Origin of the sequence: Nocardia sp. NPDC101769 (genome assembly GCF_044766925.1) — a bacterium.
In the GTDB taxonomy this organism is placed as follows: Bacteria; Actinomycetota; Actinomycetes; order Mycobacteriales; family Mycobacteriaceae; genus Nocardia.
Window position 1 is genome coordinate 15,682 of the sequence record NZ_JBIWMX010000010.1, and the last position, 24,437, is coordinate 40,118.

Sequence of the window (24,437 nt, forward strand, 5' to 3'; positions counted from 1 at the left end):
CCTATGGTGGTCACAGGGAAAGGCAGGTAGCTGAGCCGACGGAGGCGGTCGTGGCAACCGAGGACAGGAAGCGATCAGCACACCGTGCCCTGGTGGACCGGGTGCTGAACGGGACGGGCATGGCGCCGGAAGTCCTGCGCGCCCGAGCCTTTCACAATGCCGATCTACCGCCCCCATTGCGCCAGCTCATCGACAAGGTCGCCACCAGGCCGACACAGACCACCGACGAGGACTTCGCCGCCGCCGAGTCCGCCGGCTACGGCCAGGATCAGCTCTTCGAACTGGTGGTCTGCGCGGCGGTCGGCCAGTCGGCCCGGCTGTACGAGGCCGGGCTGGCCGCCCTGGCCGCCGCAGAGGAGGACGCCTGATGCGGCCGGACGTTCTCAACGACGGCTACCGCCTGACGACCAAGGTCCTGTTCAGCCTCATCGGGCTGTTCTCTCGCCAGCCCGTGCCCGATGCCGCCAAGCTGGTCTTCTACCGCCCCGATTTCTATGGCGCCCGGGCGAAGACATTCACGCACGAGGCAATGCGCGGCCCCTCGGCCTGGTCGGTCGCCGACCGGGAACTGATGGCCGCCTATGTCTCCAAGGTGAACGAATGCGGCTTCTGCATCGGCGCGCACACCGCCACCGCCGGTCTGGCCTACGCGGATGACGACCGTGTCCGATCGGTCCTGACCGACGTGGATTCGGCGCCGATCGAGGACGGTCTCCGGGCCACCCTCCGCATGCTCGGCGCACTCACTCGCGACGGTACGGTGACCGGCGCGGACATGCGCGACTTACTGTCGGCCGGCGTCACACCGCAGCAGATCGAGGATGCCCTGGCGGTCTGCGCCGCCTTCAACACGACCAATCGCCTCGCCGATGCTTTCGACTTCGCGCTCCTCACCCCGGCGGCCTTCCGAGCGGGTGCCAGGTACCTGCTCGAACGGGGATACCGCTAGACGATCACCGGTCCTGGGAGCGGGTTCGGTGTTTGGTGTTGCGCTTGTAGCGGCGGCCGCTCGGGATCGGTTGGGACGCATTGGATCTGCGGAGTTCATGGCGCTGACGCCACGCGGTGAGGTCGGGGCGTTCCGCCGGTGCCGGGTGGGCACGATCGGCAGGTGCGGGCTTCATGGGGTTCCCCTGGGTGGTTCGGATCCGTGGACGCGAACACGGTAGGGGGTACAACGCCCGGGCTCCAGCGAATATTGCCGGAGCCCGGTCAGCGGGTGGCGCCGGAATCGGGTAGCGAACCCGGAGCGTCGAAGGGCGCCATGGGTTCTCGCGTGCCCATGACCTGCTGCGCACCGCCGGGGTACGGACCGTAGGTGATGGCGGAACCGTACTGGGGCCCGGCGAGCACGGCCGGATCGGGGCGGCCGCCGCCGAACGGGAGGAGCTGGCCGCTGCCGAGATCGTCGGAGGTGCTGAGGGCGGTCAGCAGGAGCGCCACCATGGCCGCGACCAGCGGCTGGGCGATCAGCGCGGCCCAACCCTCCACGGCGGGAGCGAAATCCACGATGGAGTGGAGGGCGGGATGCTGGGGGCGGGTGTGCAACTGCTCGGCGACGGCCTCCCCCACCACCTTCATCAGGAAGGCGCCGCCCAGCGATCCGAGCAGAATGCCCGACAGCAGCACGGGCCCCCGCACCCGGCGCCAGCGCCAGGCCGCGGCCGTGCCGAGGACACCGAGCACGATGCCGATCAGCACGAAAATAGCGAGGGCGTCGAAACGATGCATGCTCTCGCCGGTGAGGGCGGTGCCACGGTCCGTTTCGACCACCAGCAGCTGCTCGGTGGGAGCGAGGAACGCCCACACCACCCCGGCCAGGGCGCTCACCGCGACGAGGGCGGTGCACACCACCGCCGCCGCGCGTACTTCCCGCATCAGTACGTCGACGCGTAGTCCGCCCGGCTCGGCGGTGAGTGTGGTTGCCACTAGCGGTGTTCCAGGCTCGCGGAGTCGAGAACACCGTGGCGGGAGCATTTCGCCCACCAGCCGTCGGGACTGACCTGCACGATCATGCGGCGGCCGCACTGTTCGCAGAAGCGCGGGGGCTCGAGGCCCAGAGCGGCGGCCGCTGGAACCGGATCATCCAGACCCGGCACGATCCGCTTACCCGTGAAAGGGTTGTAGCGCTCCTCGATGTCCACGATCACCTCGATGGATCCTTCGTGTCTCAATAGCAGTGCACTGTAAAGCGGGCCGCAGAGACCGTACCGCCACGGTACCGGTTTTCCATAGCCCGCTCGTCTCAGAGGGTTTCGTTGAGCGCCTTGATCGGCATCTTGAGCTCGCCGAGCAGATCGATGTCGGCCTCGGCGGGACGGCCCAGAGTGGTCAGGTAGTTGCCGACGATGACGGCGTTGATGCCACCGAGGATGCCCTGCTTGGCGCCCAGGTCGCCGAGGGTGATCTCACGGCCGCCCGCGAAGCGCAGGATGGTGCGCGGGAGGGCCAGGCGGAAGGCGGCGACCGCGCGCAGGGCGTCGGCGGCGGGCAGCACCTCGAGGTCGCCGAAGGGAGTGCCCGGGCGCGGGTTGAGGAAGTTCAGCGGAACCTCGTCGGGCTCCAGTTCGGCCAGCTGCGCGGCGAATTCGGCGCGCTGCTCCAGGGTTTCGCCCATGCCGAGGATGCCGCCGGAGCAGACCTCCATGCCCGCCTCGCGCACCATGCGCAGGGTGTCCCAGCGCTCGTCGTAGGTGTGGGTGGTGACCACGTTCGGGAAGTGCGAGCGCGCGGTCTCGAGGTTGTGGTTGTAGCGGTGCACGCCCATGGCGGCCAGCTGATCCACCTGCTCCTGGTTGAGCATGCCGAGCGAGCAGGCGACCTGGATGTCGACCTCGTTGCGAATGGCCTCGACGCCCGCGGCGACCTGCGCCATGAGCCGCTCGTCCGGACCGCGCACCGCGGCCACGATGCAGAACTCGGTGGCGCCGGTCTTGGCGGTCTGCTTGGCGGCCTCGACCAGCGACGGGATGTCGAGCCACGCGGCGCGCACCGGGGACTGGAAAAGGCCGGACTGCGAACAGAAGTGGCAGTCCTCCGGGCAGCCGCCGGTCTTGAGCGAGATGATGCCCTCGACCTCGACCTCGGGCCCGCACCACTTCATGCGCACGTCGTGCGCCAGGCCGAGCAGCTCCTCGAGCCGGTCGTCACCGAGGCGCAGCACCTCGAGGGTCTGGTCCTGGGTCAGACCGACGCCGCGCTCGAGCACCTGCTCGCGGGCGATGGCGAGAATGTCATCGCCTGCTGTGGTCACAGCATCGGTGGTGACGGCTGCCTGAGTCATGTCCGCGCGAATCCCTTCGTCCGACCGGTGTGGCCGAGCAACTTGAACGGTGTTCAGGGTAGGCTAGCAGTCCGGAACGTGAGCCGGAACACGAGAGGGTCGGGTTTTCAGTGCAACTCCATCGCACGGACGTGGTCGACGGGGCCATCGCCATTCTCGACCAGTACGGTCTGGCGGATCTGACCATGCGCCGGCTGGCCGGCTCGCTGCACGTCCAGCCCGGTGCGCTGTACTGGCACTTCCCCAATAAGCAGGCGCTGCTCGGTGCGATCGCCGACCGGATTCTCGCGCCCATGGACGAACCGGTCGGGGCCGACGAATGGTCCAAGCAGATGACCGAATTGGCGCACCGGTTGCGCGAATGCCTGCTGGCCTATCGGGACGGCGCCGAATTGGTCTCGGCCACTTACGCTTCCCGCCTCACCACCAGCAAGGGCCGGGAACGCCTGGCCAGCGCCGCGATTCGCGCGGGCATGACGCGCGAGGAAGCCGAGCTCGCCGCCTACACGCTGCTGTACTACGTGCTCGGCCAGACGGTGGACGAGCAGTCGCGCATCCAGATGGATTCCGCGGGCGCGCTGACCGAGGAGAACTCGCCGCTCTACGACATGCCCGACGCCACCGCCCGTTTCGACTTCGGGCTGCAGTTGTTCGTCAGCGGCGTCCGCCACCTGCTCGGCAGCCGCATCCGCTGATCTGCGCGGCCCGCTGGGGTAGCGGCACCCGTTGTCGCAGCAGGAATCCGCACCGCCTGCCACACCACTCCGGTGAGCCGCAGCACGATCCGGCGACGCGAACCCTGATCACGCGGAGACCCCGCGAGCAGGTGCGCGTCCAGCTGGAACACTGGAACCTGCTGCCCGACTCCGGCATTCGGACCGCGTCCGACGACGCGGTCCGCTGAATCCTTGCCCGGCGGCAAGAAATCCAACTGGTTTCTATCCAAAGTCGGGCGGAGTCCATCTTTTTCATCCAGCCGCGGAAAGACACGTCCATCCGGAAACCACTTGGATATAATATTTTTGGATCGGATCGAATCGGAGATCTTGAAAAGAGCGATGTGTTCGCTGAAGCGTTCCTCGCGGGAAGGCATTTTGTTTTTCGACCCGAGGTATCGCCGACCAACTCGGCCGATCCCGGTCGATCACTTTCGCAAAATCCGCTCATCGAGACAAGGCGAAGTTAATCATGGCTGGCGTCCAGTACAAAATCGTGAATGCGGCAACCGGAAAAGTCCTGGAGGTTCCGGGCACGAACTCGGCCCAAGGCTCTCAACTCGATCAATGGGACTACAACGGCGGCGCGAATCAACACTGGGAACTGATCGACGCCGGCAACGGCCTCACCAAGTTCGTCAATGCCTGGACCGGGCAGCTCTTGGATCTGACGGGCAACAACACCGCCAACGGAACGCCGATCGACCAGTGGGGCGACAACGGCGGCGCGAACCAGCACTGGCAAATCATCTATCTGGGAAACGGCTTGGTCAAGATCGCCACTTCCCTGGCGACCGGCAAGATCTTGGATCTCCCCGGCGGTAACCCGGCCGACGGCACCCACATTCAGATCTGGGACGATGGGAACGGCACCAACCAGCAATGGCAAATGGTCATGGTCAACGTCAAGATCGTCAATGCTTCGACCGGCAAGGTCCTGGAGGTTCCGGGCTTCAACACCGCCGCTGGAACGAGAATGGATCAATGGGATGACAACGGTGGCGCGAACCAGCGCTGGAATATCATTCCCATCGGCACGGGAGTGTTCAAGATAGTCAGCGCATCCAGTGGGTTGCTCCTGGATATCACCTCCGGCGCTTTCCAGGGGGCGGTGGTGCTGCAATGGAACGAGACGGGCTATCCGGGCCAACATTGGAATCTGAACGATGCGGGCAACGGCTTGGTCAAGATTACGAATGCCCAGGCGGTGATGAGCATGCACATCCGAGGCCAGAGCGCCGCCGACGGAGCACTGATCGAGCTCGACGAGTACAGCGACCCGACGCACAACTGGCAGTTGACCAGTAGTTGACATCGCGGCCGGCGGCAGTGGAATCCATTGCCGGACTCCGGGATTCGTAGCCCATTCAGCGGCCCATGGAGGCTGCCGCGGCCTCGTCGTCCTGAATTTGTCGGATGAACGGGACTATTTGATTTTGGATGACCGTGTTGTACTCCTGCGGCCGCTCGATCGGGTTGGCGTGAGCGGTGGTTCGCGTGGTCACCACCAGCAGTGTCCCGTTCACACCGCCCACCTGGTCGATGAGCACCTTGTGCGAGTACTCCACATCCACGATCGGATCGTCGTACGGGTTGTGCGGCCGGATGAACACGATGGCCGGACGTGGTTTGCCCGCAGCGGGTTTGGACAGCGCCCGCAGATCGTCGACCGCGCCACCGGCCACAATGGCCTTGAACTGGGCCTCGATCAGGCCGTTGCTGGCGGCATTGGTGTTCAGGATCTTGTCGCGCAGAACGTTCTTCACCGCCTCGCGGAACTCGTCGCCGCGGATCACATAGCGTCCGCCGACGAAACTCTCATGGCGTGCATAGGTTTCCACGATCAGCCGCAGCAGCCGGCTCTCCCGCGCACCGGGCACCCAGCCCATCCAGCGCAGCATTTCCTCGCCCTGGTCGCGGCTCTCGGGGCGGACCGCGTTCAGATCCACCGGCGTGCAGTCCAGGATCACCGCCCGCACCCGCTTCCTGCTGTCCTGATGCAGGTGCTTCGCGATCTCCAGTGCGATGACCCCGCCCATGCTGTGCCCGGTCAGCACCACGTTCGGCACCTTGGCCGCGTCGGTGACCTTCACGATCAGATCCGAGATGACCTTGGTGTCGATACCGTCATTGTCGTAGCGCACCGCCCACACCGATCCCAGCCGCCGCAGTGACGGCAGCGCCCGGGCGGTGTCACTGGCGTCGAGGACACCCAGGCCGACCAGATCGAAGACGGCGGTGTCGCCGGCCCGCGGATCCGACGGGCCCGCGATGGGCAGCACCGCGGGTTCGGTGCGTGCCAGTCGCGCCTGCTCCGGCAACACGTCCAAACCCATGTATTCGGCGAAGGCGCCCAGCGCCACCAGCGGCACCAGGCTCAGCCGCAGGACCAGCAGCCGGGTCCGCCGCCACCGGACCCAGCCGACGCCCGAGCGGGTCGCGCGCAGGCGCGCGCGACGCCGCCGATCGTCATAGTCGGCGGCGGCGGACGGATTCGGAAAACCCGGCAGCGCCATACCAATCAACTGTACGAATTTCCGGCTGCTCATCCAGGCTTGTTCTGCCGGTCATCTCCTGGTAGCGCACAGGCCATCTCGATGAGCAGCGGTCATCGCCGCGCAATGCCGATGGATCGAGGGCGATGTCGCGGGCGGTGTCAGTGAATTTCGAGGGCGGGCGGTGTCAGTCCTCGGCGACCTGCTCAGTGTGCTCCGCGAGTTTGGCCAGGGCCGTGCGGAATCCGATCTCGTTCACGTCGGGCGAGAGTCCCGGCGGCAGGTTCTCGTGGTACGCGGTCACGCGAGTCCCGCCCGGGACATCGTCGAGGGTGTAGGTCACCGTCATTTCGCCGCGCAGATCCGGGTCGTCCGTTTCGAATTCGAGGGTCTGCACCACCTCGCGATCGGGCACGATCCGGGCGAACACACCGTGGAAGGTGTCGGTGTGCGAGGTCGTCTTCCCCGCCCGGGTGTGCAGGTCGTAGGTCAGCGAGATCCGGATCCTCCCGCCGACGCGGGGATCGAACTCATGGATGCGACTGGTCATGCCGTCGGGAACCATCCACGTGCGCACCGAATGCGCATCCAGGAGCGCCCGGAAGACATTCGGACGCGGGGCACCGACGAACTTCTCGACTCGAGTGGAAGGCACCGCGCCACCCTACGCCCGATGTGATGAAGATCACGGCAACTCCACCGGGCCACCCGGCGCGTCCTCGGGCGCGACCGGCAGCGCCAGCGTGGCCAGGGTGCCGCCGCCCGGTGCGGGAGCCAGGGTCACCGAACCGGAATGGACGGTCGCCACCCACCGCACCAGCGACAGGCCGATGCCGTGATGCCCGCGCGCCCCGACCGCGCCACGCCGGAAGGGATCGGTGAGCGCGGGATCCAGGCCGGGCCCGTGATCGCGCACGAGCACCCGCCCCTCCGCCACCCGCACCTCCACGGGCGTGCCGCCGTGCACCAGGGCATTGTCGATGAGATTGCGGACCGCCAGGGCCAGCAGATCCGGATCAGCCCGCACCGCAGTGGGTTCCGCGGTGAGGGTGACGTCCCCGCCGCATTCCGCGACCACACCCTCCACCAGCTGGTCCAGGTGCAGGCGCTGCCGATCCAGTTCGCCCACACCGGTTTCGGCGCGGGTGCGGGCCAGCAGCCCGGCCACCATCCGTCCCATGCGGTCGGTGAGCGCGCGGGCGTCGGTGACCGCGCGCCGGGCGTCGGCCGGATCACGCAGCGCCGCATCCAGGTAGAGCCGCAAAGTGGCCAGGGGCGTGCGCAATTCGTGCGAGGCCTCGGACAGGAAGCGCTCCTGCTGGTCGAGCATGCGCACCGCCGGGCGCATGCTCACCCCGGACAACAGGTGTCCGGCCAGGGCGGCCAGCGCCACCAGGGTCAGCCCGCCGCCCCACAGGGCCACGACCAGGCTGCGGTGGTCGCTCTCCCCCGGCGCCGGGTCGCCGCCCGCGAAAACGACGGCGCCGACCGTGGAGTCGTTGTCCCAGGCCGGGGCCGCCGCCAGTCGCACCGGATTGCCGCCGCGGTCGGTGAGGCTGTGCCACTGGGTGTCCTCGGCATCGGCGGCCCGCTGCGCGAGTCCGGTCAGGTCCGCGGGCAGCCCGGATCGCCTGTGCACGAACAGTTCCTGCCATCGGCCGTTCTGCTCGCGGACCAGAATCGCGACGGCGCTGGGGCCGCTGGTCAGATCGTCGTCGCCGCGCACGGTCTCCAGATCGACACTGCCGTCCTCGTTCCAGTACACCTCGCGCACCAGCCCGGTCACCACCCGGTCGACGCCCGCGTCCAGGGCCTTCTCCCGCGAATGCCCATCGATGGAGGCCGCGAGGGACGCCAGCACGATCAGGCAGACGGCGGTCAGCGCGGTGAACAGCGCGGTCAGCAGCCATCGCGTGCGCCGCAGCCGACCCAGCGTGGTCGGTCGTGGCCCGGGCCTGCTCCACCGCCGGCGGGCGAGCCCGCCTCGCGCCGAATCATGGTCGGCCGCACCGGGATCGGCGTCCGGTCGCGTGCCCGCGTTGCCGGGACGGTCACGGGCCGTCACATGCCGCCGGATCTTCACGGCGTGACGGTGAAACCGGCACCGCGGACGGTTTCGATGAGGGGCGGGGAGCCGAGCTTGCGACGCAGCTGGGCGACCACGACATCGACGACATTGGAGGCGGGTTCGGCCATTTCGTCCCAGCAGCATTCGATGAGTTCGGCGCGGGTCACGACGGTTCCGGCGCGCACCGCGAGAAGCTCCAGGACGCCGAACTCCTTCGGAGTCAAGGTCAGCAGCGTGCCCGCGCGGTGGACACGGCGGCGCGGCCGGTCCACCACGAGGGTGCCGACGACCGTGCGGGTGGGTGCGGGCAGCTCCCGGCGCCGGCACAACGCGCCCACGCGGGCGGCCAGTTCGTCCATGGCGAACGGTTTGACGACATAGTCGTCGGCGCCCTGGGCGAAGCCGTCGAGCCGGTCGGCGAGGGCGTCGCGGGCGGTGAGCATGACGACCGGGGTGCGCTGCCCGGAGTCCCGATGGGCGCGCACCAGGTCGAGGCCGTCGCCGTCGGGCAGGCCGCGATCGACGACCAGGCAGTCGTAGGTGTTGACGGTGATCTTCAGGTCGGCATCGGCGTAATCGCGGGCCAGGTCCACCGCGAAACCGGCCGCACGCAGCCCGGCCGCGACCTCGTCGCCCAGATTCCTGTCGTCCTCGCACACCAGTACCCGCACCTGCGCAATTACAGCATCCAGACCGGTCACGCGGCCACGACCCCGGGCAGCGGACGCGGGGAACCGGGCAGGACGTCCCCGGCCGGGACACCGAACCAGCTCTCGGCGAGGGTGGCGTAGAACTCGGTCATATCGACCGTGGCGTGCAGATTGCCGTCCGCGTCGAGGGCGCGCAGCGACGGTGTCTCCCCGAAGACGCCGGGGCGGGTGGGCCCGAGCAGCAGGGCGGTCCCGGCCGCGCCGTGATCGAGGCCGTCCGAGTCGTTCACCGGGACACGGCGGCCGAATTCGCTGTACGCGGCGACGAGCACGCGATCGGCGATGCCACGGGCAGCCAGGTCCCGGCGGAAGGCGGCGAGCCCCGCGTCCAGCGCCCGCATCAGAATCTCGTAGCGGCGCGAATGCTTCGAGTGGGTGTCGAAGTCCGCGCCCATGGGGACGTGCACGATGCGCAGGCCGTGGTTGTCGTCGGCGAGCAGCCGTGCGGCCAAACGCAATTGGACACCCAGATCACTGCCCGGATAGCCGTCCGCGGCCGCCGGGAGGGTGGCCGCCACATCCGAGAACCGCAGCGCGGCCGCGCTGCCGGCCCGGGCGGCGGCGAAGAGCGGCGCGTCCGCGCGGTCCGGGTGCGCCATGGCCCGCTGGGCGGCCAGCCAGGCAGCGCGGACGTTCTCGTCCTCGAAAACCGGGAACAGGCCGTCGTTTCCGGCATCCACCGACAGTGTGGTGACCCGTTCGCAGGCGAGCGCCGGTGTCGCGCCGATGCCCAGCGACACACCCACCGCCGGTGCGGCCGGGTCGCCGAGGTGGTCGCAGAGCCGCCCGAGGAATCCGGTGTCCGGCCGGGCAGTGCCCTCGGGATCGCCGGTCTGCCAGCGGTGCAGCATCTCGAAATGCGACAGATCGGGTTTGGCGGTGCCCACGCCCGGAATCACCGAGACGCCCGCGGCGGCAAGTTCTTTCAGCTGCGGATGCAAGCCGAGCGCGCCATCGATGGCGTGCACGTGCTCGGCGGCGATCGCGGTTCCGCGCCGCAGGTCGTGATAGCGGGAGTCGGCGTAGGGCACGGCCATCGACAATCCGTCACTGCCCCCGGCCATTTCGATCACCACCAGCCGCCGCTTGTCGAGCGCCGCCGCCCGTATCGGCGCGGGCGGATTCCAGACCTGGGGCGAGCCTGACGAGCCGAGCAGCCGATGGCCCGCCACCCCGCCGACCGCGGCCACCGCCCCGGCGCCGATACCCGCCCGCAGCACGGTACGCCGATTCAACGAGACCATGGAAAAGTCCTTCCGGTTCATGCCAGCGTGAATTCCGGCGAGGTGATGACCAGGGCCAGCAGGGCCGTCGCGGCCTGTTCCGGGTTCCGGCGCAGTTCGAACGCCAGATCGTGTGCGGCGGTGCGGGTTCCGGGGCTCGGGTCGTAGATCGAGGCGCGGGTGAACGCGGCCGCGACCGGGTCGCCGGCCCCCGCGATCTCGGTCAGCGCGGGCGCGTTCACCGCCAGTGCCGCTCGTGCGACGGCCGCACCCGGCGCGACCCACCGATTCCCCGGCGGCCAGCCCGCCACATTCGGCGGATAGAACGGCGATTGGCCGAGCGCGGTCATGGTCTCGAAAGCGGTTGCCGCATTGTCGATCCCGCACACGGCCAGGGTGGCGGTGACCCATTCGACCGGATAGCGCGGGCGCGCGTACCTCGCCTCCGTGAACGACGGATCGTGCAGGATCGCCGCCACCAGGGGCCGAATCTCCAAGCGCGCCTGCGTGAACACCGCGGCCAGCTCGGTCAGCCGCTGCTCCGAGGCGACCCGACCGACCAGGAAATGGTGCAGTTTCGCGGCGATCAACCGCGCGCACTCGGGCCGATCGCACAGCACGTCGACGGCATCGCGGACCGTGGTCACCTGTCGTCCCAGCAGTTCCACGGCCCGCTGGTTCCCGGATTCCGGATCGAATGCCACCGACCCGTGGTCGTCGACACTCCACCCGGACAATGCGACCGCCGCGGCCTTCACATCCCGCTGCGTGTAGTTCCCCCGCCCGAGGGTGAACAACTCCATGAGCTCCCGCCCATGATTCTCATTGGGCGCCTGTGCAACCGATCCGGCACCGTCGAGCCATTGCAGCATGGCCCCGTCCACCGTCACCGCCTGCGCCAGCTCCCGGAAATTCCCCAGCGCGAATTTCCGGAACAACAGATGCTGCCGCCACATCAGGTCCCAGGTGTCGACCTTGTCATGACTCGACGTGAAATGCCCGTGCCAGAACCACACCATCTTCTCGTGCACCCCGGCCGCCGGATCCACCATCGCCCGCAGCCACGCACCGACCGGCCCATTCGAAGCGGCATCGGCCTCCTCGTCGAATACCGGCGTCGCAACCTGCATCGGTCTCGCCCCGAGCACCGCGTCGACGACGCCCTCGGTCCCGCGCCCCGCCAACGACTCCACCTGCCCGGGAAACGGTCCGAACGTAGTGCGCCGCAGCACATGCGCAACCCCGGGCTCATCCATGCTGCCAGCCTGCCGAACCACCTGTTAGGAATTCATGAGGCGCCCGGCCGACAGTTCCTCGGAACTCGCGTCACTGCCGGCAAAGCCAGCAACCGGTGCTACGAGGCACCGACCCACCCGGGCGATTGCTGGGCACGGGTCAGGAGGTGGCCGGCGGTCCAGGTCGGGTCGAACCAGGTGGGGGCGGCGGTGGTGAAATCGGGGGCGGGCCAGGAGCCGGCGCCGGAGGGGATGGAGCCGACCACGTCGACGCCGGTTACGGCGGGGAGGTCGGTGCGGTTGCACTCGGAGGCGAGATCGGGGGTGGCGGGCCAGGATCCGATGACGAGGCCTGTGCAGGGGACGCCCGCGGCGGCCAGCGCTCGGGTGGTCAGTTCGCTGTGGTTGAGGGTGCCGAGGCCGGGGGCTGCTACCAGCAGTACCGGGGCGCTGAGTTTCTGGGCCAGGTCGAGGAGGGTGAAGTCGCCGATGCGGACCAGCAGGCCGCCGGCGCCCTCGACCAGGACGAGGTCCGCGTCCGCGCAGGACTCGATGCCGGCGATGGTCTCGGACAGGGTCAGCAGCGGTTGGCCGCAGCGCCGGGCGGCGGTATCGGGGGCCAGGGGCTCCGGGTAGCGGGCCAGTTCGAGGGTGCGGGTGACCCCGCTCAACCGGGTGATCTCGGCGAGGTCGCCGGGTTCGCCGGGGGCCACGCCGGTTTGGGCCGGTTTGCAGACGGCGACGTCCAGACCTGCGGAGCGGGCGGTCGCCGCCAGGGCCGCGGTGACGATGGTCTTGCCGACGTCGGTGGAGGTGCCGGTGATGAACAGGAGGCGGCTCATGCCGGGACCACCTGCCGCCCACGGGCTTCGGCGAGGACCTCGCCGAGAACGGTTGCGATGGTGGCCAGCTCGGCCTCGGTGAGGTCGGCGCGGGCGGTCAGGCGCAGGCGGGAGGTGCCCTCGGGAACCGACGGCGGGCGGAAGCAGCCGACGCTGAGGCCGCGGGCGCGGCAGGCCTGGGCGGCGTCGTAGGCGACCTGGGCATCGCCGAGGATGACCGGGACGACAGCCGAATCCGGTTGGCCGACACCGGCGATGCGGGCCAGATCAGCGGCGCGGTCGAGCACCCGCTGGGCCATCTCGGGGTCGCGGCGCAGCAGCCGCAGGGCCGCGCGGGCCGCGCCGACGGCGGCGGGCGCCAGGCCGGTGTCGAAGATGAAGCTGCGGGCGGCGTCGATGAGGTGGGCGCGCACCCGTTCGCTGGCCAGCACCGCGCCGCCCTGGGCGGCAAAGGCTTTGGAGAGGGTCGCGGTGATCACCAGGTCGGGCTCGCCGGCCAGCCCGCACTCCTGCACCAGGCCGCGGCCGCCGTCGCCGCGCACCCCCAGGCCGTGCGCCTCGTCCACGATGAGCACCGCGCCATTGGCCCGGGTCACCCGGTGCAGTTCGGTCAGCGGCGCGAGATCCCCGTCGGCGCTGAACACCGAATCCGTCAAGACCAGTGCTCGTTCCTCGGTGCGCTCGGACAGCAGGCGGTCCACGGCCGCCGGGTCGCAGTGCGGCGCGATCTCCACCCGCGCCCGCGACAGCCGGCAGGCGTCGACCAGCGAGGCGTGGCTGCCCGCGTCCGAAACCACCAGTGCGCCACGACCGGACAGCGCGGTGACCGCGCCCAGGTTGGCGGCGTAGCCGGAGGCGAACACCAATCCGGCCTCCGCGCCGACGAATTCGGCGAGCTCGGTCTCGAGCTTCTCGTGCTCGGCGGTGGTCCCGGTGACCAGGCGCGAGCCGGTCGCGCCGGTGCCCCAGTACCGCACCGAGGCGACGGCGCCCTCGATCACCTCGGGGTGGCGCACCAGCCCGAGATAGTCGTTGGAGGCCAGGTCGATGGTCACCGTGTCGGAGGTGCGGGGGCGCAGCTCACGGCGCAGTCCGGCGTCCACGCGCTCGGCAGCGCGCGCGTCGAGCCAGCTCAGGGGATCGGCAGTCACAGCTCGGAAGCATACTTGAACACCGTTCAGGGGGCCATGGGTGTCGGTACGCGGCGCTATGCTGGGAAGTCGTAAGGAGGCTGCGCGATGCCACGATGGGCAATAGTGGTCGAGCAGACGACCGGCTTCGGCGACAGCAAAACCTGGAGTCCGAAGATCCTCACAGAGGTGGTGGGAACCCGCGAACAAGCCCTCGCGAAAGTCCCGGACCTCGTCTCGAAATTCCAACCCGATCATCCGAAGTTGATCAGCCGCCGCACCATCCTGCGAGACGGCGACACCTTCATGCTGATCGCCCGTGGCTGGTCCGACGACTATCACTGCGTATTCAAGGTCTGGGAAGTCCTGTCAGACAGTGACAATTCAGACAAGGTACGCGAAAAACGGGCCAACCGTTGACGGCTCGCACCGCGCGAGCCGACACGACACCACACCGGTAGCCGAGACCGCGTCGGCCTACCGGACCAGCCGGCCCAGCAGGGCCGACGCGGTGGCGACGCCGAGGGTGGCGGCCCCGGCCAGTACACCGAAGTCCAGCCAGAGGTCGGCCTGTGTGCCGATCAGCAGGCCACGCAGCGCGTCCACCTCGTAACTGAGCGGGTTGACGTGACTGACGACCCGCAGCCACGTCGGCATGAGGTCAACCGGGTAGAGCGCGTTGGAGGCGAAGAACAGCGGCATGGTGATGGCCTGGCCGATACCCATCAGCCGATCCCGGGCGCGCACCAGCCCGGCGATGGTCATGGACAGGCAGGCGAAGAAGGCCGTGCCGAGGAAGACCACGGGAACGGTGGCGAGCACGCGCAGCGGGTTACCGGTCAGAGCCACGCCCATGAGCAGCGCCACGATCACGATCACCAGGATCTGGGCGATGGCGCGAACGCCTGCGGCGAAACACTTTCCGGCGATCAGCGCGGCCCGCGGGGTCGGGGTGACGAGCAGTTTGGTGAGAATGCCCGCGTCCCGGTCCCAGATGATCTGGATGCCATAGAAGATGGCGATGAACAGCGCCGACTGGGCGATCACGCCGGGTGCGAGGAAGTCCAGGTAGGGCACCGACCCGGTGGGCAGGGCGTGCAGGCGGGAGAAGGTGGTCCCGAAGATCACCATCCACAGCACGGGCTGGATTGCGCGGGTGAGGACTTCGGTCTGGTCGTGGCGCAGCTTCTGGATCTCCACCAGCGCGAAGGTGCCCATGCGGGAGGTCAGCCGGGGCAGGCGCGCCCATCCGCGCGGGGCCAGGACCGGCGTGAATGCCGTATCAGCCCGCGCGCCGGGCGGTCCGGCGAGTGCTTCGGACATTGCGCATGTTCCCTTCGGTCACATCGTCGAGGCCCTCCCCCGCGTGATGCCGGAAGACATCCTCGAGGGTCGCCCCGGGGCCCATTCCGGCCTTCAGTTCGGCGGGCGAACCGGTCGCGCGCAGCACGCCCTTGTGCAGCAGCGCGATTCGATCGCAGAGCGCGTCGGCCTCGGCCATGTAGTGGGTGGTGAGCAGCACGGTGGTGCCGTGGCCGGAGCACATCTCGGCGACCCGCTCCCAGACGCTGTCGCGCGCAATGGGATCCAGACCCACCGTCGGCTCGTCCAGCACCAGCAGGGCGGGGCGGTTCACCAGGGCCTGGGCCAGCTCCAGGCGGCGGATCATGCCGCCCGAATAGCCGCCCGCCAGCCGGTCGGCCACATCCAGCAGGTTCATGGCGTCGAGCGCCTCGTCCACCCGCTCGGCCCGCTCGGTGCGCGGCACGTCGAACAGCCGCGCGAACCAGGCCACATTCTGCCGCCCGGTCAACCCGGCCTCGATCGAGAGCTGTTGCGGCACATAGCCCAGGTTGTAGCGGACGTCCGCGGCGCGGGTCGTGACATCGAGCCCGAACACCCGGACGCTGCCGGACTGGATGGGCATGAGCGTGGTGAGCAGCTGAATGGTGGTGGACTTGCCCGCGCCATTGGGGCCGAGCAGGCCGAACACTTCACCTCGTTCGATGGTGAGGGCGAGATCGTCGACCACGGTGTTGGTTCCGTAGCGGTGGGTCAGGCCGACGCATTCGACGGCGGGCACGCTGGTCATCGGTCGCCTCCGCGGGAGTGCTCGCGTTCGTGCAGCAGATCGGTGAGGCGCGTCATGGCCGCCAGACCGCTGCGCAGTTGCGCGCGTTCGGTTTCGGTGAGCTGGTCGAGCGCCTCGGCGACCACGGCGTGCCGGTGCCGCCGGGTCTCGTCGGCGATCCGCTGCGCATCCGGGGTCAGGGACAGTCGCATGGTCCGGCGGTCCCGCGGATCCGGTTCGCGCACCACGAGCCCCGCCCTGACCGACTCGGTGACCAACGTCGACACACTGTTCGCCGCCGAACCCAGTTCTCCGGCAGCCTCTTTCACCGAGATGCCCGGCCGCCGCCCCACCAGCCGCAGAAACTCCGACTGCGCGCCGGAGAGCCCCGGCTCATCGAACGACCGCCCGGCCAGCCGGCCGACCTGCCGCCGCAGCCGACCCATGGAGCCGAACAGCAGGGTCATCAGCTCGGCGTAGTCGTCACTCTCCGCGTTCCCCCGGCCAGTTTCGGACACGCTCCCACGATAGCTCTGTTTCAGAGGTATTTCGACCGGAGCGCGAAATCGACGGTCAGACGGCTGCGGCGGCGCACATGGCGGCGGTGATGCGGCGGACGTCGTCGCGGGTGCTGATGAATGGCGGCATGCAGTAGATGAGATTGCGGAACGGGCGGAGCCAGACACCGGATTCGACTGCGGCGTGGGTGGTTTTGCGCATGTCCACCGGATGGTTCAGTTCGATGACGCCGATCGCGCCGAGAGTGCGGACATCGGCGACGGCCGGGAGGTCATGCGCGGGGGCCAGGCCCTCGGCGAGCCCGGCCTGGATCTCGCGGACCTCGCTCTGCCAGTCGCGCGAGAGCAGCAGTTCGATCGAGGCCACCGCGACCGCGCACGCGAGGGGATTGCCCATGAAGGTCGGGCCGTGCATGAGCCCGCCGTGCGAGCGGCTGATGGTTTCGGCGATCTCGGTGGTGCACAGCGCGGCGGCCAGGCTCATGTAGCCGCCGGTGATGGCCTTGCCCACGCACATGACGTCGGGCCGGACATCCGCTTGCTCGGCGGCGAAAAGCGTTCCGGTGCGGCCGAATCCGGTGGCGATCTCGTCGAACACCAACAGGACACCGTGCTCGTCGCACAGTCGGCGCAGATCGGCCAGGTAGCGCGGATCATGGAAGCGCATGCCGCCCGCGCCCTGCACCACGGGTTCCACGATGACCGCCGCCAATTCGTGCGCGTGCGCGGCGAGGGTCCGCTCCAGCTCCGAAACGTATAGCGGCTCATAGGCTTCCGGCGGCGGGCTCGCGAAGACCTGCGGGACCAGGACATCGGTCCACAGCGAGTGCATGCCGCCCTCGGGATCACAGACACTCATGGGGGTGAAGGTGTCGCCGTGGTAGCCGCCGCGCCAGGTCATCAACCGGTGCTTCTCCGGCCGCCCCAGCGCCCGCTGGTACTGCAGGCACATCTTCACCGCGACTTCCACCGACACCGAGCCGGAGTCGCAGAGGAAGACCTTGTCCAGGCCCTCGGGCGTGAGCTCGACCAGCAGCTGCGACAGCCGCACCGCCGGCTCGTGGGTGAGGCCGCCGAACATGACGTGACTCATCTTGCGTGACTGCGCCAGCAGGGCGGCGTCCAGCACCGGGTGCTGATACCCGTGCACGGCGGCCCACCAGGAGCTCATGCCGTCCACCAGTTCCCGGCCGTCGGCCAGGGTGAGCCGGGTGCCCGACGCGGAGGCGACCACCAGCGGTGCGGTGGTGGCCGGGAAGCCGCCGTAGGGATGCCACACGTGGGCGGCGTCGATCGCGGCGATCTCGCCGGAGGGCGCCCCGGCGGGCTCGGTCAGTGCCGCAACAGGCTCGGTCGATGCCACGAGAAGTCCTTCGAGGAGCGGGCTTGAACGGCGTTCAAGTTACCACGAACCCCGGCGTCCACCGGCACGGGACCAACGCACCCAACGACCAGATCGAGGATCTGGTCGGGCAGACCGGGCGGCGGGGACTCGGCCGGGAGGACGATCCGGCCCGCTAGGGTCTGGATCATGGCTCCCGCGACTCCCGGCACCGCCGCGCTCGGTGTCTGGCCGGGGACCGCCTACCCGCTGGGCGCGACCTACGACGGCGCCGGGACGAACTTCTCGGTGTTCTCCGAGGTGGCCCGCCGGGTGGAGCTGTGCCTGATCGACGCGGACCACCGCGAGACCCGGGTGCCGCTCGACGAGGTGGACGGCTTTGTCTGGCACGCCTATCTGCCCGGCGTCGGGCCCGGACAACGGTACGGTTTCCGGGTGCACGGGGGCTTCGATCCGAAGCGCGGACTGCGCTGCGATCCCAGCAAGCTGCTGCTGGACCCGTACGGCAAAGCGTTCGAGGGCGATTTCGGGACCGCCACCGCGCCCTACAACTTCGGGCAGAACTCACTCGGGCACACCATGACCGGGGTGGTCATCGACCCGTACTTCGACTGGGCCGACGATCGCGCGCCGAAACGCCCGTACCACGAGACCGTCATCTACGAGGCGCACGTGAAGGGCATGACCGTCACGCATCCGGAGGTGCCGCCGGAACTGCGCGGCACCCTCGCGGGCATGGCGCATCCGGCGATCCTCGAGCACCTGCGGGGGCTGGGAGTGACGGCCGTGGAGCTCATGCCCGTGCACCAGTTCCTCGACGACCGCATTCTGCTGGATCGCGGACTGCGGAATTACTGGGGCTACAACAGCTTCGGCTATTTCGCGCCGCATCGGGGCTATGCGGCGGGCTCCTCCCCCGCCGCCGCGGTCACCGAATTCAAGACCATGGTGCGCGCCTTTCACGCCGCCGGTATCGAGGTGATCCTCGACGTGGTCTACAACCACACCGCCGAGGGCAATGAATTCGGGCCGACCATCAGCTTCCGCGGCATCGACAATGCCGCGTATTACCGCCTGGTGGACGATGATCCGCAGCATTACATGGATTACACGGGCACCGGGAACAGCTTCAACATGCGCCACCCGCACGCCCTGCAGCTGATCATGGATTCGCTGCGCTACTGGATCCTCGACATGCGCGTGGACGGATTCCGCTTCGACCTGGCCGCCACCCTGGCCCGCGAATTGCACGATGTGGACCGGCTTTCCACTTTCTTCGACCTGGTGCACCAGGACCCCGTGGTGAGCCAGGTGAAGCTCATCGCCGAACCCTGGGATGTGGGCGAGGGCGGATATCAGGTCGGCAATTTCCCGGTGGCCTGGACCGAATGGAACGGCAAATACCGTGACACCGTGCGGGATTACTGGCGCGGGCAGCCGGCGACGCTGGGCGAGTTCGCCTCCCGGCTCACCGGATCCTCGGATCTGTACGAGGCCACCGGCCGCCGGCCCAGCGCCAGCATCAATTTCGTGACCGCGCACGACGGATTCACGCTGGCGGATCTGGTGTCCTACAACGAGAAACACAACGACGCCAATGGCGAGGGCAATCACGACGGCGAGAACTACAACCGCTCCTGGAACTGCGGCGTCGAGGGCCCGACCGAGGATCCGGAGATCCTGGCCCTGCGCGCGCGGCAATCCCGTAATCTGCTCGCCACCCTGATGCTCTCCCAGGGCACCCCGATGCTGTTGCACGGCGACGAATTCGGCCGCACCCAGCGCGGCAACAACAATGTCTACTGTCAGGATTCTCCGCTGTCGTGGATGGACTGGACGTTCGTGGACACCAATGCCGATCTGCTCGAATTCACCAGGCGCGCGGTCGCGCTGCGCGCCGCGCACCCGGTGTTCCGGCGGCGCCGCTTCTTCGATCCGGCGCCCGCTCCCCAAGACCTGGGCGATATCGCCTGGTTCACCCCCGGCGGCGCGGCCATGACCGACGCCCACTGGGAGACCGGCTTCGCCCGCTCGCTGGCAGTGTTCCTCAATGGCGACGGCATCAACGAGCCGGGCCCGCGCGGGGAACGCATCGCCGACGACTCGTTCCTGCTGTGCTTCAACGCTCACGACCAAGCCCTGGACTTCACCCTCCCCGACGCCCGGCACGGTAATGCCTGGTCGGTCGCCCTGGACTGCGCCACGCCCACCGGCCGCCCCGCCGCCGACACCGTCTTCTCCGCTGCCGCAACGGTGCAAGTGCCCGCACGCTGTCTACTCGTGCTGCGCCGTACGGCATGATCGATACCGCCATGACCAGCTCGCCCGAAAACCTCACCGGACCCATCGCCCGGCAGACGCCCGTGCGCAGCACCTACCGCCTGCAGCTGCGGCCCGACGCGCTCACCTTCACCGACGCGCGCGCCATCGCCGAATACCTGCAGCAGCTGGGCATTTCGCATCTGTACCTGTCGCCGGTCATGACCGCGACACGCGGCTCCACCCACGGCTACGACGTCACCGATCCGACCACGGTGTCGGCCGGGCTGGGCGGGCCGACCGGGCTCAAGGCCCTCGCCGACGAGGTGCGCAGCCGCGGTATGGGACTCATCGTGGATCTGGTGCCCAACCATGTGGCGGTGGCCGATCCGCGACAGAACCAGTGGTGGTGGGATGTGCTGCGGCAGGGCAAGAAGTCCAAGTACGCCACCTGGTTCGATATCGACTGGACGCCGGGCAACGGCGCGGGCGGGCGCATCGCACTGCCGGTCCTGGCCGGGGAGAACGACCCGGCGGCGCTGACCGTGGACCGCTCCGGGCCCGAACCCATGCTGGCACTGCACGATCTGCGCTTCCCCATCGCGCCCGGCACCGACGGCGAGAACGCGCTGCGCATTCACGACAAGCAGCACTACCGCCTGGTCAACTGGAAGTCGGGGCTGTGCGGATACCGCCGCTACTTCACCGTGGGCGGGCTGGCCGCAATCCGGCAGGAGGAACCGGCGGTCTTCGAGGCCACCCATCGGGAACTGGCCGCCTGGTGCGAACACGACCTCATCGACGGTGTGCGCGTGGATCATCCCGACGGACTGGCCCAGCCCGCCGAGTACCTGCGGCGGCTGCGCCAGCTCATCGGGCCGCAGCGGCTGCTGCTGGTGGAGAAGGTGCTCTCCAATCGTGAACCGCTCGACGCCACCCTGCCCATCGACGGCACCACCGGCTACGACTCCCTCGCCGACATCGGCGGCGTGCTCATCGACCCGGACGGCGAGAAACAGCTCACAGACCTGTCGCGGCAGTTCACCGGGCACGGCAGCGACCGAGCCTGGTTCACCGAGCAGGAACACCGGATTCGCCGCGCCGTCGCTGAGACCATGCTGGTGCCCGAGGTGCGGCGGCTGGTCGCCGCGGTCAAGCGTGACGCCCGCGCCGACGCCTTCGACACCATGGCGCTCACCAATGCCGTCATCGAAGTGCTGTCGTTCATGCCGGTCTACCGCACCGACTACGCACCGCTGGCGGGCATGGTCGGGGCCGTCGTCGCCGAGGTGGCGCGGCGCAATGCCGAGCTGACCGCGCCGCTGCAGGTGCTGGTGACCGCGCTGGCCACCGGTGGCGAGGCCGCCACCCGCTTCCATCAGGTGGGCGGGGCGATGAGCGCGAAAGCCGTGGAGGACACCATGTTCTACCGCGCCGCGCGGCTGGTGTCGCTGCAGGAGATGGGCGCGGACCCGGCCCGCTTCGGCTGCTCGCCCATCGAGTTCCACCTCGCCAATGCCGAACGCGCGCAACGCTGGCCGGCCACCATGACCGCGCTGTCCACCCACGACACCAAGCGCGGCGAGGACGTGCGCGCCCGCATCGGCATGCTCTCGCAGGTGCCCGACATCTGGGCGCGCTCGATCAGCACCTGGGAGGAGATCGCGCCCGGACCCGACGGCGCGACCACACTGTTCCTGCTGCAGAACATGTTCGGGGTGTGGCCCGCCGACGGCCGCCCGGCCGCGGCGGTACCCGCGCTGCGCGAGCGGCTGCATCGGTTCGCGGAGAAGGCGGTTCGCGAGGCCGGCACCCAATCCTCCTGGGAGGAACCGGATGTCGAGTTCGAGACGGCGGTGCACCGCTGGATCGACACCGTCATCGACGGGCCCGTCGGCGCCGAACTGGGTGAGTTCGTGGCCGACCTGGCCGGCCACGCCTGGACCGACGCGCTGGCGCAGAAGCTGCTGCAACTGTGCGGCCCCGGCATCCCGGACATCTACCAGGGCTGCGAACTGTGGGAGGACTCGCTCGTCGATCCCGACAATCGCCGCCCGGTGGACTTCACCCACCGTTCCCTGCTGCTGCAATCCCTCACCGGCACACCGGACCTCGACCCGACGGGTGCGGTCAAGATGTGGATCGTGGCGTACGCGCTGTGGCTGCGCCGCGAACGCCCCGACTGCTTCGTCGGCGGCGCCTACATCCCGCTGTTCGCGGCCGGCGACCGTGCCCAGCACCTGCTCTCCTACGCTCGCGGCCGCACCGGGGAGACCCCCGAGGTGATCGTGGCCGTCACCCGGCACAGCATCCGGCTGGACGAGGCGGGCGGCTGGGCCGACACGGTGCTGGATCTGCCGCAGGGACACTGGACCGACCGGCTCACCGGCCATACCTTCTCCGGGCGCGCGCGGCTGGAGAAGCTGTTCGCCCGGCTACCGGTGGCCCTGCTGGTGCGCTGAGCGGCCGGCCGGTCAGGCGGCGGATCTTTCCGGACCGCCGCCCTGGTCGTCACCGGTGGTGGGCGGCGCCTGGTGGATGGGCTCGATGAGATCCGGCGGCACCGGACCGCCCCGATGCTCGCACCAGCGGTGAATATTGGCCGGGCGGTAGCCCTTCCGGTCCGGGACGGTGGCGGCCAGGAAGCTGTCCTGGTCCTCGGGCTGCAGCAGCTTGCGCCACGAATCCCAGTAGAAGCGCGGGCTGCGCAGGCTGGTCGTCAGGCGGGCGTAGTTCAGTACCCGGAAGCCCGGGCTCAGCGAATCATGCAGGTGCATGGCGTCGAACGGGCAACTGCTGAGCAGGGTGCCGAGGCGGTCGTGATCGAAGGCCAGTCCCTCGGCCTCGGCCTCGGCGATCATCCAGCGCAGGGTGATGTCGGACAGTCCGCAGTCGGCGTAGCCGCCGCCGATATCGCTGTGCACGCCCTCGAACCAGACCTGCTTCACCCGGTCGGGACGGTTGTAGAGATTGCGCTGATCGTCGGGAATCTCCCACAGGCAGGGCGCGAAGGCGCGCCGCCGCTCATCGATGGCCAGCGCCTGCCGCGCGCACAGCACGATGTGCGAGAGCCGTACATCGTGGAAGCGGTGCAGCCGCGATGTGAGGCCCGGGACGCCCATCGCGCCCACGGTGTCGAAGACGCCGAGGAAATTGATGACCGGCCTCTCGGGGTGGCAGTTCGCGGCGCGGAAGGCCGCCCACTCCGGCGGATCGGGTTCGTCCGGGTTCTTCTTGCGGGTCTTGTAGATCTCCAGCGCCTTCGGGTATCGACCCCCGATGATGGCCTCGTAGGTCAGGATTCCGAGCCGGTTGATCATCCCCGCCAGGCTGCGGGCGGTGTACGCGCCGCGGCTGAAGCCGAAGATGTAGATCTCGTCCCCGGGCTCCCAGTTCAGGGCCAGCTGCCAGTAGGCGGCCGACAGATTGGCCTCCAGACCCAGCCCGAACGCGCCGCCCAGCAACTTGTCGGACATGAAGCCGCGCGAGCCCGGGCCCGAGACGTAGTTGATGCGCTGACCGACGGACTTCCCCTCCCTGTCCGTCCCGGTCAGCTTGACCGTTTCCGCAATCTTCACGATGTTCGACACCGTCGAGCTCGACTCGGCCTTCCAGGTGCCGTCACAACACACGACCAGCCTTTTCATGAACGTCAGCCTCCCGTCCTGACCGTTCGGTTTCACGCGTAGTGAACTACCCGATTATCGCGCCGCCGCCACGCGGTCGTTAATCCCGGCGCGCGCCTCACAGGCACCTCTCCCCGCAGGGTTAACACCCCGCGCTCGCGCGGCGATCGCTCACGATTCGTTCACGATCCCTGTGGCACCGTGGCGGCATGTCCGACGATGGAGTGAGCGCCCGCAGCGTATGTGTCCTGGTATGCGAGGACGACGAGCGGCTGGGCGAGCGGGTCGCGGACGGACTGCGGGCGGCCGGATTCATCGTCGATCTGGCCCGCAATCTCACCGACGCCGCCGAGCAGTGCGGGGTGCGGATCTACGACTGCCTCATCGTGGACCGCGGGCTACCGGACGGCGACGGACTGGAACTCGTACGGCGGCAACGGGAATCGGGGGATCGCACACCCGCATTGCTGATCACCGCGCGCGACAGCCCCGCCGATCGGCGCGAGGGCTACGCGGTCGGCGCGGACGACTATCTGGCCAAGCCGTTCTCGCTGGGCGAACTCGCCGCGCGGGTGCGGGCGCTGTGCTCGCCGCGGCGCTCGCCGCACTCGCCGGTGCTCACCATCGGGGATCTGGTGGTGGACCGATTACGTCGCCGGGTGCGCCGCCGCGGAATCCTGCTGACCATGACCACCCGCGAATTCTGCGCGCTGGAACTGCTGGCCGCGCGCGCCGGAACCCTCGTCACCCCGGCCGAGATCGCCGCCTTCTGCAGCGATTCAACCTCGACCGCGGGCGTGGACGAGGTGATCACCCGCCTGGACCGCAAGCTCGGCCGGCCGCGGATCATTCACAGCTCGGCGGCGGGATACCTCCTGCACGCCTGAATGCCCCACCGGGGCAACCGGACCCGTGTGAT

25 protein-coding genes are annotated in these 24,437 nt (G+C 68.9%); 9 read left to right on the top strand and 16 right to left on the bottom strand.

The window, feature by feature from the left end; translation table 11 throughout:
- Positions 1-50 precede the first annotated feature (50 nt).
- Together ACIRRA_RS17740 and ACIRRA_RS17745 are read left to right on the top strand one after the other, a co-directional pair.
- Positions 51-368: a hypothetical protein gene (locus ACIRRA_RS17740; protein ID WP_402768800.1), complete on the top strand. Its 318-nt coding sequence runs from the start codon at positions 51-53 to the stop codon at positions 366-368.
- Positions 368-949, top strand: a complete 582-nt coding sequence (locus ACIRRA_RS17745) for a carboxymuconolactone decarboxylase family protein (RefSeq protein WP_402768803.1) — start codon at positions 368-370, stop codon at positions 947-949. The genes ACIRRA_RS17740 and ACIRRA_RS17745 overlap by 1 nt, the downstream gene beginning before the upstream one ends.
- A 263-nt stretch (positions 950-1,212) precedes the next feature.
- Here the strand turns inward: ACIRRA_RS17745 and ACIRRA_RS17750 are convergent, their stop codons facing one another.
- The 3 genes from ACIRRA_RS17750 to bioB all read right to left on the bottom strand — a co-directional run bounded on the left by ACIRRA_RS17750 (position 1,213) and on the right by bioB (position 3,283).
- Positions 1,213-1,929 (bottom strand): DUF2567 domain-containing protein, encoded by a 717-nt coding sequence (locus tag ACIRRA_RS17750; protein WP_402768805.1) that lies wholly within the window; start codon positions 1,927-1,929, stop codon positions 1,213-1,215.
- Positions 1,929-2,144: a hypothetical protein gene (locus tag ACIRRA_RS17755; RefSeq protein WP_402769274.1), complete on the bottom strand. Its 216-nt coding sequence runs from the start codon at positions 2,142-2,144 to the stop codon at positions 1,929-1,931. The genes ACIRRA_RS17750 and ACIRRA_RS17755 overlap by 1 nt, the downstream gene beginning before the upstream one ends.
- Before the next feature lie 101 nt (positions 2,145-2,245).
- A complete protein-coding gene (gene bioB / locus ACIRRA_RS17760) occupies positions 2,246-3,283 on the bottom strand; it encodes a biotin synthase BioB (RefSeq protein ID WP_402768808.1) in 1,038 nt (345 codons plus the stop codon).
- A gap of 110 nt (positions 3,284-3,393) precedes the next feature.
- On the opposite strand from bioB, the gene ACIRRA_RS17765 reads away from it, so the two are divergent.
- Positions 3,394-3,978 (top strand): TetR/AcrR family transcriptional regulator C-terminal domain-containing protein, encoded by a 585-nt coding sequence (locus ACIRRA_RS17765; protein WP_357011335.1) that lies wholly within the window; start codon positions 3,394-3,396, stop codon positions 3,976-3,978.
- A gap of 493 nt (positions 3,979-4,471) precedes the next feature.
- Positions 4,472-5,311 (top strand): RICIN domain-containing protein, encoded by an 840-nt coding sequence (locus ACIRRA_RS17770; RefSeq protein WP_402768811.1) that lies wholly within the window; start codon positions 4,472-4,474, stop codon positions 5,309-5,311.
- Positions 5,312-5,366: 55 nt separating this feature from the next.
- Here the strand turns inward: ACIRRA_RS17770 and ACIRRA_RS17775 are convergent, their stop codons facing one another.
- The 8 genes from ACIRRA_RS17775 to ACIRRA_RS17810 all read right to left on the bottom strand — a co-directional run bounded on the left by ACIRRA_RS17775 (position 5,367) and on the right by ACIRRA_RS17810 (position 13,723).
- Complete coding sequence (locus ACIRRA_RS17775) at positions 5,367-6,515, bottom strand: alpha/beta fold hydrolase (RefSeq protein WP_402768814.1); 1,149 nt, start codon at positions 6,513-6,515, stop codon at positions 5,367-5,369.
- A gap of 166 nt (positions 6,516-6,681) precedes the next feature.
- Complete coding sequence (locus tag ACIRRA_RS17780; RefSeq protein ID WP_402768817.1) at positions 6,682-7,149, bottom strand: SRPBCC domain-containing protein; 468 nt, start codon at positions 7,147-7,149, stop codon at positions 6,682-6,684.
- A 30-nt stretch (positions 7,150-7,179) separates the two neighbouring features.
- On the bottom strand, positions 7,180-8,577 hold the full coding sequence (locus ACIRRA_RS17785) for a sensor histidine kinase (RefSeq protein WP_402768820.1): 1,398 nt from the start codon (positions 8,575-8,577) through the stop codon (positions 7,180-7,182).
- Positions 8,574-9,263: a response regulator transcription factor gene (locus ACIRRA_RS17790; RefSeq protein ID WP_402768823.1), complete on the bottom strand. Its 690-nt coding sequence runs from the start codon at positions 9,261-9,263 to the stop codon at positions 8,574-8,576. The genes ACIRRA_RS17785 and ACIRRA_RS17790 overlap by 4 nt, the downstream gene beginning before the upstream one ends.
- Positions 9,260-10,516, bottom strand: a complete 1,257-nt coding sequence (locus ACIRRA_RS17795; protein WP_402768826.1) for a DUF1501 domain-containing protein — start codon at positions 10,514-10,516, stop codon at positions 9,260-9,262. Before ACIRRA_RS17795 ends, ACIRRA_RS17790 begins: the two co-directional genes overlap by 4 nt.
- Positions 10,517-10,533: 17 nt before the next feature.
- The gene (locus ACIRRA_RS17800; protein WP_402768828.1) at positions 10,534-11,751 is read right to left on the bottom strand and encodes a DUF1800 family protein; all 1,218 of its coding nucleotides are present in this window, start codon (positions 11,749-11,751) and stop codon (positions 10,534-10,536) included.
- 98 nt (positions 11,752-11,849) lie between these two features.
- Positions 11,850-12,572, bottom strand: coding sequence for a dethiobiotin synthase (gene bioD / locus ACIRRA_RS17805; RefSeq protein WP_402768831.1), 723 nt, complete (start codon positions 12,570-12,572; stop codon positions 11,850-11,852).
- Positions 12,569-13,723: an 8-amino-7-oxononanoate synthase gene (locus tag ACIRRA_RS17810; RefSeq protein WP_402768834.1), complete on the bottom strand. Its 1,155-nt coding sequence runs from the start codon at positions 13,721-13,723 to the stop codon at positions 12,569-12,571. The genes bioD and ACIRRA_RS17810 overlap by 4 nt, the downstream gene beginning before the upstream one ends.
- Before the next feature lie 105 nt (positions 13,724-13,828).
- On the opposite strand from ACIRRA_RS17810, the gene ACIRRA_RS17815 reads away from it, so the two are divergent.
- Positions 13,829-14,122 (top strand): hypothetical protein, encoded by a 294-nt coding sequence (locus tag ACIRRA_RS17815; RefSeq protein WP_402768837.1) that lies wholly within the window; start codon positions 13,829-13,831, stop codon positions 14,120-14,122.
- Between the two features lie 57 nt (positions 14,123-14,179).
- Here ACIRRA_RS17815 and ACIRRA_RS17820 read toward each other — a convergent pair whose 3' ends face one another.
- From ACIRRA_RS17820 to ACIRRA_RS17835, 4 genes are all read right to left on the bottom strand, one after another.
- Positions 14,180-14,920 (bottom strand): ABC transporter permease, encoded by a 741-nt coding sequence (locus ACIRRA_RS17820; RefSeq protein WP_354843208.1) that lies wholly within the window; start codon positions 14,918-14,920, stop codon positions 14,180-14,182.
- A gap of 64 nt (positions 14,921-14,984) precedes the next feature.
- A complete protein-coding gene (locus tag ACIRRA_RS17825; RefSeq protein ID WP_402768839.1) occupies positions 14,985-15,794 on the bottom strand; it encodes an ABC transporter ATP-binding protein in 810 nt (269 codons plus the stop codon).
- On the bottom strand, positions 15,791-16,291 hold the full coding sequence (locus tag ACIRRA_RS17830) for a MarR family winged helix-turn-helix transcriptional regulator (protein ID WP_402768842.1): 501 nt from the start codon (positions 16,289-16,291) through the stop codon (positions 15,791-15,793). The genes ACIRRA_RS17825 and ACIRRA_RS17830 overlap by 4 nt, the downstream gene beginning before the upstream one ends.
- 55 nt (positions 16,292-16,346) lie before the next feature.
- A complete protein-coding gene (locus ACIRRA_RS17835; RefSeq protein WP_402769277.1) occupies positions 16,347-17,627 on the bottom strand; it encodes an adenosylmethionine--8-amino-7-oxononanoate transaminase in 1,281 nt (426 codons plus the stop codon).
- Between the two features lie 50 nt (positions 17,628-17,677).
- Between ACIRRA_RS17835 and ACIRRA_RS17840 the strand changes: the two genes are divergently transcribed.
- Genes ACIRRA_RS17840 through treY form a run of 3 tightly spaced genes read left to right on the top strand, consistent with a single transcriptional unit; the run spans position 17,678 to position 22,354 of the window.
- Positions 17,678-17,812, top strand: coding sequence for a hypothetical protein (locus ACIRRA_RS17840; protein WP_402768845.1), 135 nt, complete (start codon positions 17,678-17,680; stop codon positions 17,810-17,812).
- Between the two features lie 10 nt (positions 17,813-17,822).
- Positions 17,823-19,934: a glycogen debranching protein GlgX gene (gene glgX, locus ACIRRA_RS17845; protein ID WP_402768848.1), complete on the top strand. Its 2,112-nt coding sequence runs from the start codon at positions 17,823-17,825 to the stop codon at positions 19,932-19,934.
- Between the two features lie 11 nt (positions 19,935-19,945).
- On the top strand, positions 19,946-22,354 hold the full coding sequence (gene treY, locus ACIRRA_RS17850) for a malto-oligosyltrehalose synthase (RefSeq protein WP_402769280.1): 2,409 nt from the start codon (positions 19,946-19,948) through the stop codon (positions 22,352-22,354).
- 12 nt (positions 22,355-22,366) lie between these two features.
- On the opposite strand, the gene ACIRRA_RS17855 is transcribed toward treY, so the two are convergent.
- The gene (locus ACIRRA_RS17855) at positions 22,367-23,539 is read right to left on the bottom strand and encodes a DUF2235 domain-containing protein (RefSeq protein ID WP_402768851.1); all 1,173 of its coding nucleotides are present in this window, start codon (positions 23,537-23,539) and stop codon (positions 22,367-22,369) included.
- A gap of 188 nt (positions 23,540-23,727) precedes the next feature.
- Between ACIRRA_RS17855 and ACIRRA_RS17860 the strand changes: the two genes are divergently transcribed.
- Positions 23,728-24,405 (top strand): response regulator transcription factor, encoded by a 678-nt coding sequence (locus tag ACIRRA_RS17860; RefSeq protein ID WP_402768854.1) that lies wholly within the window; start codon positions 23,728-23,730, stop codon positions 24,403-24,405.
- The last annotated feature ends 32 nt before the right edge of the window (positions 24,406-24,437 follow it).

Coding starts and splice junctions, on each gene's coding strand:
- bioD (WP_402768831.1), bottom strand. CDS start 12,572: ATGAGCCGCCTCCTGTTCATCACCGGCACCTCCACCGACGTCGGCAAG.
- ACIRRA_RS17820 (WP_354843208.1), bottom strand. CDS start 14,920: ATGGGCACCTTCGCGCTGGTGGAGATCCAGAAGCTGCGCCACGACCAG.
- ACIRRA_RS17855 (WP_402768851.1), bottom strand. CDS start 23,539: ATGAAAAGGCTGGTCGTGTGTTGTGACGGCACCTGGAAGGCCGAGTCG.
- ACIRRA_RS17770 (WP_402768811.1), top strand. CDS start 4,472: ATGGCTGGCGTCCAGTACAAAATCGTGAATGCGGCAACCGGAAAAGTC.
- glgX (WP_402768848.1), top strand. CDS start 17,823: ATGGCTCCCGCGACTCCCGGCACCGCCGCGCTCGGTGTCTGGCCGGGG.
- bioB (WP_402768808.1), bottom strand. CDS start 3,283: ATGACTCAGGCAGCCGTCACCACCGATGCTGTGACCACAGCAGGCGAT.
- ACIRRA_RS17860 (WP_402768854.1), top strand. CDS start 23,728: ATGTCCGACGATGGAGTGAGCGCCCGCAGCGTATGTGTCCTGGTATGC.
- treY (WP_402769280.1), top strand. CDS start 19,946: ATGACCAGCTCGCCCGAAAACCTCACCGGACCCATCGCCCGGCAGACG.
- ACIRRA_RS17775 (WP_402768814.1), bottom strand. CDS start 6,515: ATGGCGCTGCCGGGTTTTCCGAATCCGTCCGCCGCCGCCGACTATGAC.
- ACIRRA_RS17795 (WP_402768826.1), bottom strand. CDS start 10,516: ATGGTCTCGTTGAATCGGCGTACCGTGCTGCGGGCGGGTATCGGCGCC.
- ACIRRA_RS17745 (WP_402768803.1), top strand. CDS start 368: ATGCGGCCGGACGTTCTCAACGACGGCTACCGCCTGACGACCAAGGTC.
- ACIRRA_RS17825 (WP_402768839.1), bottom strand. CDS start 15,794: ATGACCAGCGTGCCCGCCGTCGAATGCGTCGGCCTGACCCACCGCTAC.
- ACIRRA_RS17800 (WP_402768828.1), bottom strand. CDS start 11,751: ATGGATGAGCCCGGGGTTGCGCATGTGCTGCGGCGCACTACGTTCGGA.